Origin of the sequence: Pseudoalteromonas rubra (assembly GCF_005887095.1) — a bacterium.
Lineage (GTDB): Bacteria > Pseudomonadota > Gammaproteobacteria > Enterobacterales > Alteromonadaceae > Pseudoalteromonas > Pseudoalteromonas rubra_E.
The window spans coordinates 136,493-149,472 of sequence record NZ_PNCI01000019.1 but is presented as its reverse complement, the minus strand read 5'-3'; the positions used below and the strand labels follow the sequence as shown (position 1 = coordinate 149,472).

12 protein-coding genes are annotated in these 12,980 nt (G+C 48.6%); 7 read left to right on the top strand and 5 right to left on the bottom strand.

Annotation, left to right across the window (positions count from 1 at the left end):
* The 4 genes from CWB99_RS10090 (at window position 1) to CWB99_RS10075 (ending at window position 4,293) form a co-directional block, all read left to right on the top strand.
* Window positions 1–909, top strand: coding sequence for a hydroxymethylglutaryl-CoA lyase (locus CWB99_RS10090; protein WP_138546768.1), 909 nt, complete (start codon window positions 1–3; stop codon window positions 907–909).
* A gap of 35 nt (window positions 910–944) precedes the next feature.
* A complete protein-coding gene (locus tag CWB99_RS10085) occupies window positions 945–1,643 on the top strand; it encodes a CoA transferase subunit A (RefSeq protein WP_054016864.1) in 699 nt (232 codons plus the stop codon).
* 10 nt (window positions 1,644–1,653) lie between these two features.
* Window positions 1,654–2,316: a CoA transferase subunit B gene (locus tag CWB99_RS10080; protein WP_010381523.1), complete on the top strand. Its 663-nt coding sequence runs from the start codon at window positions 1,654–1,656 to the stop codon at window positions 2,314–2,316.
* A gap of 399 nt (window positions 2,317–2,715) precedes the next feature.
* Window positions 2,716–4,293 carry a BCCT family transporter gene (locus CWB99_RS10075; RefSeq protein WP_138551275.1) on the top strand — a complete coding sequence of 526 codons (1,578 nt, stop codon included), beginning with the start codon at window positions 2,716–2,718 and terminating at the stop codon, window positions 4,291–4,293.
* 100 nt (window positions 4,294–4,393) lie between these two features.
* Here CWB99_RS10075 and CWB99_RS10070 read toward each other — a convergent pair whose 3' ends face one another.
* Both CWB99_RS10070 and CWB99_RS10065 read right to left on the bottom strand, forming a co-directional pair.
* Window positions 4,394–5,101 (bottom strand): 3'-5' exonuclease, encoded by a 708-nt coding sequence (locus CWB99_RS10070; RefSeq protein ID WP_138551276.1) that lies wholly within the window; start codon window positions 5,099–5,101, stop codon window positions 4,394–4,396.
* The gene (locus CWB99_RS10065; RefSeq protein WP_138551277.1) at window positions 5,101–6,996 is read right to left on the bottom strand and encodes a DUF294 nucleotidyltransferase-like domain-containing protein; all 1,896 of its coding nucleotides are present in this window, start codon (window positions 6,994–6,996) and stop codon (window positions 5,101–5,103) included. Before CWB99_RS10065 ends, CWB99_RS10070 begins: the two co-directional genes overlap by 1 nt.
* A gap of 333 nt (window positions 6,997–7,329) precedes the next feature.
* Here CWB99_RS10065 and htpX point away from each other — a divergent pair, with 333 nt between their 5' ends.
* Entirely contained in the window at window positions 7,330–8,190 is an 861-nt protein-coding gene (gene htpX / locus CWB99_RS10060; RefSeq protein ID WP_138551278.1) for a protease HtpX, read from the top strand.
* A gap of 108 nt (window positions 8,191–8,298) precedes the next feature.
* On the opposite strand, the gene CWB99_RS10055 is transcribed toward htpX, so the two are convergent.
* Complete coding sequence (locus CWB99_RS10055) at window positions 8,299–8,943, bottom strand: DUF2987 domain-containing protein (RefSeq protein ID WP_249331815.1); 645 nt, start codon at window positions 8,941–8,943, stop codon at window positions 8,299–8,301.
* A gap of 1 nt (window position 8,944) precedes the next feature.
* The gene (locus tag CWB99_RS10050; protein ID WP_432760828.1) at window positions 8,945–9,766 is read right to left on the bottom strand and encodes a glucosaminidase domain-containing protein; all 822 of its coding nucleotides are present in this window, start codon (window positions 9,764–9,766) and stop codon (window positions 8,945–8,947) included.
* Window positions 9,767–10,069: 303 nt separating this feature from the next.
* Between CWB99_RS10050 and CWB99_RS10045 the strand changes: the two genes are divergently transcribed.
* Window positions 10,070–11,398, top strand: coding sequence for an anti-phage deoxyguanosine triphosphatase (locus CWB99_RS10045; RefSeq protein WP_138551280.1), 1,329 nt, complete (start codon window positions 10,070–10,072; stop codon window positions 11,396–11,398).
* 51 nt (window positions 11,399–11,449) lie between these two features.
* Here the strand turns inward: CWB99_RS10045 and CWB99_RS10040 are convergent, their stop codons facing one another.
* Window positions 11,450–12,520, bottom strand: a complete 1,071-nt coding sequence (locus CWB99_RS10040; RefSeq protein ID WP_138551281.1) for a hypothetical protein — start codon at window positions 12,518–12,520, stop codon at window positions 11,450–11,452.
* Window positions 12,521–12,693: 173 nt separating this feature from the next.
* On the opposite strand from CWB99_RS10040, the gene CWB99_RS10035 reads away from it, so the two are divergent.
* The gene (locus tag CWB99_RS10035) at window positions 12,694–12,939 is read left to right on the top strand and encodes a hypothetical protein (protein ID WP_138551282.1); all 246 of its coding nucleotides are present in this window, start codon (window positions 12,694–12,696) and stop codon (window positions 12,937–12,939) included.
* The last annotated feature ends 41 nt before the right edge of the window (window positions 12,940–12,980 follow it).

The following is a 12,980-nucleotide window of genomic DNA, read 5'->3' as shown; positions in this document are numbered from 1 at the left end:
ATGGCGAACTATCCTGCTCAGGTCAAAATAGTTGAAGTTGGTGCACGTGATGGCCTGCAAAATGAGTCCAGTGTATCGACCGGCGCGAAAATTGCGCTGGTCAATGCACTGGCCGACGCCGGTTTGAAACACATTGAGGCTGGGGCATTTGTCTCGCCAAAATGGGTGCCACAAATGGCCGACTCCAGTGACGTCATCCAGGGCTTTGTGCGTCGTGATGGTGTAGAGATCAGCGCCCTTACGCCAAACCTCAAAGGTGCCGAGCTGGCGCTTGCCAACGAGGTCGACGAGTTTGCGATTTTTACCGCTGCCAGCGAAGCCTTTACACAAAAGAACATCAACTGCTCCATTGAAGAGAGTATTGAGCGCTTCCGCCCTGTGGTTGAGCTTGCACAAAAAAACAACATCAAAGTCAGGGGCTACGTAAGCTGTGTGGTTGGCTGCCCGTATCAGGGAGAGGTCGAACCAGAGCAGGTTCTGGCGGTGTGTAAACAATTATTGGCATTGGGCTGCTACGAGATCAGTCTTGGCGATACCATAGGTGTGGGTACAGCCAATCAGGTCAGGCAGCTGCTAACGTTATTACTGTCACATATCCCAGCCGAGCGCCTTGCCGTGCACTTTCATGATACCTATGGTCAGGCTTTGGCAAACATACATACCGCACTGGAGCTGGGCATTGCGACCATAGATTCCGCCGTTGCCGGACTGGGTGGTTGTCCCTATGCTAAGGGTGCGTCAGGAAATGTTGCCACTGAGGATGTTGTTTACTTGCTGCAAGGACTTGGCATTGACAGTGGAATTGATTTAGAAAGACTGGCAAAAGCGGGCTGGCAGATTTGTGAGGCGCTGGATAAGGCGCCAGTAAGCAAGGTGTCTCTGGCGCTGAAAAACAGCTGTCAGTCATAACAACTGAAAAACAACGAACAACTAGGAGTGGGCTAATGGCCGGTTTCGATAAAGTAGTTTCAAGCTATGAAGCAGCAATGGAGGGCCTGAAAGATGGCGATACCATTATTGCAGGTGGCTTTGGATTATGTGGAATTCCAGAAGGGTTAATTGCAGAAATCAAGCGCAAACAAACCAAAGAGCTGACCGTCGTGTCGAACAACTGTGGTGTCGACGACTTTGGTCTGGGTATTTTGCTCCATGATCGTCAAATCAAAAAGATTATTGCCTCTTACGTGGGTGAAAATGCCCTGTTCGAGCAACAGTTGTTAGACGGTATTATCGACGTTGAATTGACCCCTCAGGGTACTTTGGCAGAGAAAATGCGCGCTGGCGGTGCGGGTATTCCAGGTTTTTACACGGCAACTGGCTATGGTACTCCGATTGCCGAGGGCAAAGAAGTCAAAGAATTCGATGGTCGCCCTTACATTCTTGAAGAGTCTATCACCGGCGAATTCGCCATCGTTAAAGCCTGGAAAGCTGACCGCTATGGCAATCTGGTATTTCGCCACACCGCGATGAACTTTAACCCAATGGCTGCAACGGCGGGTAAAATTACCGTTGCTGAGGTAGAAGAAATCGTAGAGCCAGGCGAACTGGAGCCAAGTGAGATCCACACCCCGGGGATCTATGTTAATCGCGTTATTCAGGGCAACTTTGAAAAACGCATCGAACGTGTCACAACCCGTAAGTAAGGAGATCACCATGGCTTTAACTCGTGAACAAATTGCAATGCGCGTGGCGCAAGAGCTTCAGGACGGCTATTACGTAAACCTGGGTATCGGTATTCCAACTCTGGTCGCCAACTACGTGCCTCAGGGTATCGAAGTCATGCTACAGTCCGAAAACGGTCTGCTGGGCATGGGTCCATACCCAACAGAAGACCAGGTCGACGCAGACATGATCAATGCGGGTAAAGAAACCGTGACAGCAGCCACAGGTGCGGCTATTTTTAATAGTGCCGAAAGCTTTGCCATGATCCGGGGTGGTCATGTAGACTTGACTGTACTAGGTGCATTTGAAGTGGATCAGAACGGCAATATTGCCTCGTGGATGATCCCGAAGAAGTTAATCAAAGGCATGGGTGGTGCAATGGACTTGGTTGCTGGCGCACAGAATATCGTGGTAACCATGACCCATGCCAGCAAGCACGGCGATTCAAAGTTACTGGAGTCTTGTACTCTGCCGCTCACCGGCGTGAACTGTGTGAAAAAAATCGTCACAGATTTAGCGGTGCTTGAAGTAAAAGATGGCGCGTTCCATTTGCTAGAGCGCGCACCGGGTGTTAGTGTAGACGAAATTATCAGCAAAACTGCAGGTAAGCTTATTGTAAATGGCGACATTCCTGAAATGCAGTTTGCCAGCTAAACAAGCACGGTCTGACACTATAATACCAACTATGTACCGACCTCATTCCCAGTGCCAAAGGCGCTGAGTTACCCAAAATCCCTCGCAAGAGGGATTTTTTTTGCCTGTTTACCCCTTAACTGGTGTGATTTTATTCAGTTAATAGCCCATTCATTTACTTTTATATTCTAGCGCTTACACTTATAAACTAAGACTTTTACGGCAAGGTGGTACACATACCCCGTTTTGGTTGGTTTATCTTAATTACATCGAAACGTCTGTTAAACACAAAGACGATCGTAATGGCAAACCATTGGCGTGCCCATTACCGCTGTAACTAACATAAACCCATCGCATGCAGTTTGCATCAAAGCCGGGTATTAAGACCTTGCCATTTCATTTCTCAACTATGAGGTAACAATGGCAGACAATCACGATAAGTATAGTATCGATAACACTGACTATACCGTGGGTCAGGACAACGTACAAAAATGGGGATTTGATGTTCATAACCCGGTTTTTGGCGTGAGTGCCGGCCTGATCTTATTATTTCTTATTGCAATCTTAGTAAGCGATGCCGAGTCGGCAAAGGCAACACTGGACGGCCTGAAGTGGAAAATCATCGGCGCATTCGATGCGGTCTTTATGTGGTCTGGCAACTTCTTTGTGCTATTTTGTTTGGCGCTGGTGCTCTCTCCCTACGGTAAAATCCGTCTTGGTGGCGACTCGGCCAAACCTCAGTACACCACCCTCTCCTGGCTGGCCATGCTGTTCGCCGCAGGTATGGGTATAGGGCTGATGTTTTGGGGCGTTGCCGAACCGGTAGCCTACTACACTGGCTGGTTCAAAACGCCGCTCAATGTCACCCCCAACACACCTGAAGCTGCTGAGCTGGCCATGGGTGCCACTATGTATCACTGGGGTTTGCACCCCTGGGCGATTTACGCCGTTGTCGCGCTCTCTCTGGCTTTCTTTGCTTATAATAAGGGGCTACCGCTGTCTATCCGCTCTATTTTCTATCCTCTGTTAGGCGACAGAGCTTGGGGCTGGCCCGGACACGTTATCGATATTCTGGCAGTGCTGGCCACCTTATTTGGTCTTGCCACTTCGCTAGGCCTTGGCGCACAGCAAGCCAGTGCCGGGATCCAACATGTATTTGGCATAGAGGCAGGTCTGGGATTACAGATCATGGTGATCGTGGGCGTCACTTTGCTGGCCATCATTTCCGTGGTGCGTGGCATTGAAGGGGGCGTTAAAGTGCTCAGTAACACCAATATGCTGATCGCTTTTGCTCTGCTCCTGTTTGTCATGCTGGCCGGCTTTGCTGTCGCGCTTGGTAATATTCCCACCACCATAATGGCCTATGTGGAGAACATCATTCCATTAAGTAACCCGCACGGTCGTGACGATGAAGCCTGGTTCCAGGGCTGGACTGTGTTTTACTGGGCCTGGTGGATCTCCTGGTCACCGTTTGTTGGTATGTTCATTGCCCGCGTCTCTGAAGGCCGTACCATTCGTGAGTTTATCATTGCTGTGCTGCTGATCCCGACTTTGGTCACTACCTTGTGGATGTCGGTATACGGCGGTATCGCCATTGATCAGGTGAAATCTGGCATTGGCGCACTGGGCGAAAATGGCCTGACGCAGGTGCCACTGGCCATGTTTGAAATGTTTGAACAACTGCCTCTGGGCGATCTCTTGTCATTTGTCGCCATCGTACTGGTGCTGGTGTTCTTTATCACCTCGTCGGATTCAGGCTCTCTGGTCATAGACAGTATTACGGCCGGCGGTAAAATTGATGCCCCTATCCCGCAGCGGGTGTTCTGGGCCACGGTAGAAGGCGCTATCGCTGCGGCGCTATTGTGGATCGGCGGTACAGAAGCAATACAAGCACTTCAGGCGGGCGCTATTTCAACTGGTCTGCCTTTTACTGTGGTACTCCTGCTGATGTGCCTGAGTCTTATCCTGGGCTTGCGTACAGAAAAAGCCAGCACATAAACAGTTGGCTGAACGCTGACCAGAGTACATCCTAAAATGGCATGTTTAATAACATGCCATTTTTCTTTGTCTTGGTCACACACTCAACTTAGGAGAACAGCTATACCCACAGCGATTTTATTTCTGTGTTTTGCGTGTAGTGGTGTTGCAGCTGAGCCTGTAATAATTCAGCAGTCGCCAGTGCATCACTCAGCGCATGGTGGGCAATATAATATGGCAAACCATATCGTTTTCGGCTGTCAGCCAGACGAATAGAAGAAATTGGCTGGCGCGTGAAGCGTTGCCAGAAAGTTTGCCGGGCAGTTTCAACCTGGTGTTCGATCATCATGGTGTCAATCAATGGAAATTCTATCCCTTCTCCCAGTCGTTGTATTAGAGTCTGATTAAAAAACAGCCGTTCAATATGGCGATAATGTACCACTATCACTCGACCGGCAAGACAAGCAAGCAGCTCTTCGAGGATGTCATCGAGATCAGGCGCGTCACTGACCTGAGAATGCGTGATTTGATGCACCACTACAGACTCGGTATGCAGTGGCGTAGCAGGTTTTATGATCCAGTGTTTTGCATCACGACAATAAATCCGCCGCGCATCGAATGGCACCAGGCCTACGCTGACAATATCATCCGTTTCATGATCCAACCCGGTGGTCTCAAAATCCAGTGCCACAAAGCGCGCCTGTGACACTGGTGTTTCAGGTACCTGTACGCCTGCGTTGTAAAACGCTCTCAAACGTTCATCATTGCTCTGGCGGGCCAAATGTGCAAAACGGTTTGGCCAGGATAAAATGTCACCTTGTACTGCCATTATTTTAGCATCGCTTTATTCTGGTAGCGGATCTTGAGGTAGCTCTGGGCTTTGTCCAGTACCGCAAACGCTTCTTTCAAGTTTCGCTGCTCAAACTCTGACAGCCGCTTAGGTAATATATTATTATCAGGCTGCTTTCCTTGTTCTATTTGCCTTGCCTGGTGGCGGATCCGGATCATCGCGATATATTCAAGCGCCGCTTCAAGATCTTCGACTTTTCCCGGCGGTAACAACTGGGCGTCTTTTATGTCTTCAAGTCGCTCAAACGAATTTTGCTTACGCGAGCCGATGGCCAGGGCATGCACACGCACCAAATCGGACAGCGGTGCAGTGCCACGGCGCTTAATATTCAGCGAGTGTTTGTGCTCTCCATCTTGCTCGAGCACAAAATCTTTAAAAAAGCCCAGCGGAGGTGTTCTGCGCAAAGAGTTGCTTGCCATGGCGGCTAAAAAACGCGGCGTGTTTTTTGCTTTTTTTGCCACCAATTCACTCAGGCGACTGGCAAGCTGGGTGTGACCATGCACCCCATCCAGGTCAAAAAAGATTGAGCTATGTAGCAGGGCTTCGGGTTTGGGGTTATCCATCCAGTCTTCAAACTGAGCCTGCCAGTCACTGGCAGTTAAGCGCCACTGCGGGTTTGTTGCCATAATGCCACCATCACACAATTTGTAGCCACATTGTGCCAGAGCGTCGCAGACAAACTTAGCCAGCGCGGCAAAGTAGCTGTCATGTTTATCCGCCTCAAACGCATCATCCAGGATCAGCGCATTGTCCTGATCGGTCACGATAAGCTGCTCATCCCGTGCCATTGAGCCCAATGCAATAAAGCAATAAGGCACGGGGGGCTCACCCAATGTGTCCTCGGCCAGTTCCAGTAACCGCTGTTTAATGGTACGGCCAATCACCGACATCGCCGTGCCTACCATGTGTGAGTTAGCATCTTCGTTCACCAGGCGCACAAATACACTGGCCAGCGACTGCGCATATTGTGCCAGGTCCTCAACGCTTTGTTGCTCCATAATCCCTTTGACAAACAATAAGCTGCTCTGCGACTCGTAACGTAAGATGTCCGACAAGGCAATCACACCGATAGGCCGACGTTTATGAACCACAGGCAGATGATGCAGGTTGTCTCTGAGCATCATCATCATGGCCTCAAAGACATACGCATTAGAATCGACTATGGTGAGCTCCCGAGTCATGATATTGGCGACAGGTTGATTTGTGTTTAAACCTTGCGCCACGACTTTAATGCGTAAGTCTTTATCGCTCAGGATCCCCACAATTTGACCGTCATCATCTTCGGGATCATCGTTGACCGGTTTACTCGGATCGTAAATCAACAAGGCTGAAACTTGTTCTTCGGTCATCAGTCTCGCGGCATCACGAATAGTGCAGGTCAGCTCAACCGATACAAGCTCTCTGAGCAACAACGTTTTGACTTTGGCCGTGGTCAGGTCGTTGTTATCTGCCTGATCTGACACCGCCTGGATCAGTCCACCGCTGTCATCGGCCTCAAAAAAGTCGGCAAATGCCTCATGCTCGTCACAAAATGCTTCAAACAGGGTCACGGGAATGCAGTACACTAAGGTGTCTTCCAGGGCCATTACCGGAAAGCGCACCTTGCGGTTCATCAACAGACCACGCTGACCAAACAGCCCGCCTTCTGAAATTCGGTTATACAGCTCACCATTTCTGCGGTAAACCTCCACGGATCCGGCCCGTACCACATACAAGTTTGAGATTGACTCCCCGTAGTGCAGTATTTCGCTACGAGCACGGTAGTAGCCAACCTCAACCTCAGAAGCAAGCTGCTTAAGTGCGTGCTCGGGTAAATCATTAAATGGGGGATGTGCAGACAAAAACTGCATGATCTCAAAATGTTCTATTTGCATAATGACCGTTATATGACCCTGATAATTACTATTGTGGGTAATTGCGCAGATGAACGCAAGGGAGGCACCCGCTCACGGTACCCTGTGCAAATTTTGTCACACTAATTTTTTACTCTGTGACTTGTAATTATGGTGATTTACCTTCATATACAAAGCGTGCTTTGGAAGCTAAAAATACTGCAACTAAACCTATGGTAAAACGCCTTGCTGAAGGAAATGGATCCCACCTGGCGCGTGTAGGCAAACGTATGCAAGTAACATAGCCCACTTTGTACAAGCTGATCCCAGTTTGTGGGCTGCAAACAATAAGTTGAGTATAAGCTTGAGGTTAAAATGAAACGAATCGTGCTATTTTTGATCACCAACCTGGCAGTCATGCTGGTGCTGGGGATTGTTCTGTCAATCGTCATGTCTGTGTTAGGTCTGTCTAACCGCAGTTATGGCGGCATGCTACTCATTGCCGGAGTGTTCGGCTTTGGTGGTGCGTTTATTTCGCTGTTTATGTCGAAATGGATCGCTAAGAAATCTACCGGGGCCTATGTCATTGAGCAACCCCGCAATGAAAGTGAGCACTGGCTGGTACAAACCGTTGCTAATCAGGCGAAACAAGTGGGTATTGAAATGCCCGAAGTTGCCATTTACGACAGTCCTGAAATCAATGCCTTTGCAACGGGCCCCAGCAAAAACAACAGCCTGGTTGCGGTCAGTACCGGGTTACTACACAATATGACTCAGGATGAAGCTGAAGCCGTGCTGGCACACGAGGTTTCTCACGTTGCCAACGGCGATATGGTCACGCTCACGCTCATTCAGGGCGTAGTGAATACCTTTGTGATCTTTATCGCTAAAGTATTGGCGAATCTGGTTGACGGCTTTCTTAACGGTGACGAAGAAAACAACGGTGTGAGCTGGACTTATATCATTTTCGATATGATTTTCCAGGTCCTGTTTGGCATCCTGGCCTCGGTGATTGTTGCCTACTTCAGCCGCCAACGTGAATTTGCAGCCGACAAAGGCGCAGCCGAGTTAGTAGGCGCACATAAAATGCGCGCTGCGTTGGAGCGTCTGCGCCACAACCACGAGTCCCAGCTCGAAGGGTCTATGATGGCCTTTGGTATCGCATCGGGTAAGAGTTTGTCGGAGATGTTCGCTTCTCACCCGCCACTGGAGCAACGTATTCAGGCGCTACGTTAAATATAACGAGAAAAAAGGCTTCGCAATGCGAAGCCTTTTTTATTTGACTCTTTTGGGGTCATACCAATTTGCGTAATTAAGTGAAATTGCTACGCAATCACCGAACAATTACTTTTCTATCCAGGGCGTCACCGAGACGACTTCACTCAGCGTATTAAAGCGTGCGGCATCATTCTCCCAGTCATCCATCACTTCAAAATAGCAGACCTGCTTATGACAGCTGACCCCGGGTGATGACAGATTAGGTTCGCTGGCAAACGTCACTTTTACCCCCTTTTGCTGTGGCAGTAAAAAGCCCATCAGTTTGCTGACAAAGAAGCCGGACAGATCCGACAACAGCTCGTCAAACTCATGATGCAGCTGATACAAACGCTGCCTGGTCAAGTGCGCAGTAGTAAAGTACTCAGATTCAATCTGAAATTTAATCTGACAATCATGCTGAGCGTTTAGTGGCTTTGCAACAATCACAGCTTTGTCTTTGTCGAGCTTTTCACTAAACGGCAGTAACAGCTGGGCCTCTTGGGTATAATTGAGTGGTTGCTCACTGGTTTCAGTGACAATTTTACCAGCCTTGAGCTGACAAGGTGCCAGTGACGCAATATCTACCAGATAAAAGTTTACCCTGGCAAATTCAAACTCGCCCTTTTCAACTACCTTAAGACGGTCATAAAAGCCATCGTACGAAACCACAAACTCTTCTTGAGCCTGTGCGCCAGTTGCAACCCCTGCCATACCCAGCAAAAGCGCTAACATCCTACTCTTCATCAAAATAAGCCTTGTTGTGTCTGATCATATCGTTAAGTTCTTCAATATAATGCACGCCCCGCTCTGAGTATGACAAGAGTCCTGCGGTCAACGCCGTGGCTTCAATGGGCTTTTTCTGCTCACGTAACTGCGCACGCGTGGCCCTTAGCTCTTTATACGCATCGTGCGTATTGATGTTTCTAAAATACGATTTGACCGACGCCCGCACCGACTGGAAGGCCGCGACTTCATGCACCGCTTCATCGTTACGGCGTTTTGGGATCATTCCACAGCCTTTGCGATAGCACCACTGACCAAAAAAGTTCAGGCCAATACGCGCAAACCGCGAGGTGCCCCAGGCCGACTCATTGGCCGCCTGCATTAACGCCAATTCTTTAGGGATAATATCTACCCGACGCAGTGCCCGTTTTAGGTTCTCAATGGAGATGGTGTCATCCTCTATCCTGTAGAGCTTAAACACCTGCTCGATCCTTTGTTGTTGAATATCACTGAGTGGCTCTTCAAACTGCAGCATCATCAGGGCAATTTCTATACTGGCACGTTGCTGTAAGATCAGCTCGTTTTCCGCTTCAACATGGGGCTTGATAAAATCAAAAAACCGTTTTTTCTTAGTGGCAATATCACGAATTTTGCCAAATTCCGGCAGCTTAACCTTGTGCAAAGGCTTTTCCACTTCCTTAACCAGAGGTTCCGTCACGACGACTTCTGGCTCGGGTGAGGGTTCTGGGGAAACTGGGGGCTTGGCGATAAATGGATACAGGATCGCGAATATTGAAATCGCGGCAATAATAACTTTAACTAGTAAACGCATGATTCTCCTCACACTAGTACCAACTACCAAATCAAAGTGCTGAAAACACCCTCAAATTGGCGTAACTACGCAGGTTTTCTGAAAATCCCTAACAGAATGACCCTGCTGTACTTTGCTCTTTCATTTTCAAATTAGCGGATAATGATAACAAAACTCACCACTAAACGCGAATTTCTGCATTTCATCGTGGCGACAGGGCTTCCTAAACCCAAATTCATTCAGAGCTTTAATTTGGTTTTTTCGTTTATCCCCAGACACAGCAAAGATATACTGAGTATAGCTTAGCGTAATTGAAGGACATCTATGAGCCAGTCACCATGGCAGCAACGACAGCTGGACCAAAATAAGTACCGCCCAAATGACAATCGCTCAGCCTGGCAGATTGACCGTTCCAGGATCATTCATGCCGCGGCTTTTCGACGTCTGCAGTCAAAAACACAGATAATGAGTATAGGCGTCAACGATTTTTACCGGACGCGCTTAACGCATTCTCTTGAAGTATCTCAAATAGGCACGGGGTTATTACGCCACCTGAGAGCACAACATCCTGATTTTGCCTGGTTTCCGTCTTCAAGCCTGATGGAAACCATTTGTCTGGCACATGATATCGGGCACCCTCCCTTTGGTCATGGCGGAGAAATCGCTCTCAACTATTTGCTGCGTGATCATGGCGGCTTTGAAGGCAATGCACAAACGCTACGAATAGTCACCAAACTGGAACCCTACTCCAAAGGGTATGGTATGAACCTCACTCGCCGAACTTTGCTCGGCTTTATTAAGTACCCTGCTATTATCGATGAGTTAAGGCTGGCCATTCCACATACCGACCCCAATCAGCGCTTTATTTACACCCAGCAATGGCTGCCTGCCAAAGGGATCTACCACTGTGACAAAGATGTCCTGGACTGGATCCTGGCGCCATTTAATCAGGATGACAAGAACTTGCTGCAAAGCCATGTACCGGTCAACGAATATAAAGCGAAAACCCGCTTTAAGTCACTCGACAGTGCCATCATGGAATATGCTGATGACTTTGCCTATGCCGTACACGACCTGGAAGATGCCATAGCCACGGAGACCCTGAGTGAACGAGAATGGCAGCGTTATGCTCTGCCCGAATTGCGAAAAATCTCCTCTCCTTGGCTGGATAATCATCTCGACAGTATCAGTGAACGCTTGTTCTCCCACGATGAGTCTCTGCGTAAAGACGTAATTGGCGAGCTGGTGAACCTGTTTATCGTCAACTGTGAACTCAGTATTCAGAACAGCAATTTCAATGACCCGTTACTGCACCACACCGTCAAGTTGTCTGATGAGTTTGAGGCCATTTTGGGTGTGCTCAAACACTTTGTTTTTGCAAGGCTTATCCGCGACCCGAAAATGCAGCAAATCGAATTCAGCGGTCAAAATATGCTGATTGACCTGTTCGGGGCGTTTCAGAGCGATCCCCTGCGCTTACTGCCTCATACCACTCAGGCTCACTACGCACTGGCACAGGACGAGACTGCACAAATGCGCGTACTGGCAGACTATCTGTCGGGCATGACAGACGAATATGCACGGCGCTGTTATCAGCGTCTGTTCGGCAACAGCCCAATGCAAGCACCAGTGAAAAGCGGCCCACATATGTGAGCCGCTTCTGTTAAACACCGCAGTATAAAGACCCGGGACAGTTAAATATGCCTAGTCTGACAGTTTATCGACTTGGGTCCCACCAACAGCCATCTGAGTTACCGGCATACTTTGGCGCAACGCAACAGTATTTGCCGCGGTATTCCCCAGGAACACTGTCTGCGCGCCTTTCGTAAAACTATCGTTGTGAATACACTGAGGCCGAATTGCCAATGCACTGCCATTATTCGGTACTTCAAATACAGTAAAATGGAACTGCTCCGTAGTTACTGTTCGGTAGTATCCATCCTCCCGAGTATTATCAAGTCGGCGGCCAAGTAATATTCTGGACACAGTCGGCTCATTGAACGCGGGATCGACCCCTGTTGCTGGTAACCAGATATGTGGAAAAGGGTGATGTTCCACAAACAATCCACCCCCTTTAATTGGGCTGAATTCATATTCCGTGACATACTCTGGTAGTTTTTGATCGTACTGAATACCCCATAAATCCTGGGTAAAACCCAATTCAAACATTTCACCCGGCTCAAGCAGGGTTCCACCATAATACGCTAACGTTTCGAGATAAGTGTTGCGCTCCTGTTCTGTTGAACCAAACTGTAAGAGTGGAAACTTGAGTTCTACCGACTCTCCGGCGCAGGCTGGGTTGAGAATCAGTTGCCCCGTACTGCCGAACACGTTAGAGGCGCCATCCAGTCCAGCAATACCTGCTCCATCAGTTGCAGCTGTCCAAAAGCCACTGACAGCAAGCGCGTTTTCAGCCCCAGGTGGTTTACCCGTACGGTCATGATGATATTGGTTCAGTCGGGTGATCAAGTCGCCGTCAGGATTCAATGGCGCCCGCTCACTGGGTACCACCAGGTTATCGGCATTTGGGTCTAAATGTACAATGGTACCAGTACGAATTGGGCCAAACAGCCCGGTAGTCGTCTGTAGTAGTTGCTCTTTAGCCTCACGATTAAGTACCGCACCATTGAGAAACTCAAAGTTATTATTCAGATCTTCGTCAGATACACCTTGCCTGACAAATTTCCAGCGCTGCTCCTCCATCTGGCGTGTACGATATTCAGACAGTGTTTCTCCCCCTAAACCCCTGACTCTTTTTAGTGTGACGTGTGACATTTGCTTGCTCCTTAACTTGATTTGCTCTGCGCATGCGGACGCTTGATTGCCCCCTTGGTCAGTAGAGTCTAAAAATGCCGTTTTTGCCATTACGACTTATTACCTGAAAGTAGGTTGAGACAGAGATGTATCTTTGCTAACGTACCTTTTTTTATAGTAAAGGTGCACACAACATGAGAAATACAGTACCGGAAGCTTGGTATTTAGTGTTGTTGGTGGTTACTGTAGTGGTGGTGCCGTTTATTGTTGGTTTGTTGATTATGAAGATATACAGATACTTCAAGCCGTTCGAACAGGCTGATCAAGACAGCGTTGGCCTTGCCCACCTGACTGAAAATCGAGACGGCTTTTTCAAAATATTTTTTGTCGGGCTACTGAGCTGCCTGCCAGTGTTTTATCTTGTATATCAAGCCGGTTAATATTCGCCGGCTTGATATGATTGCCAAACAGCTCGGGCGAG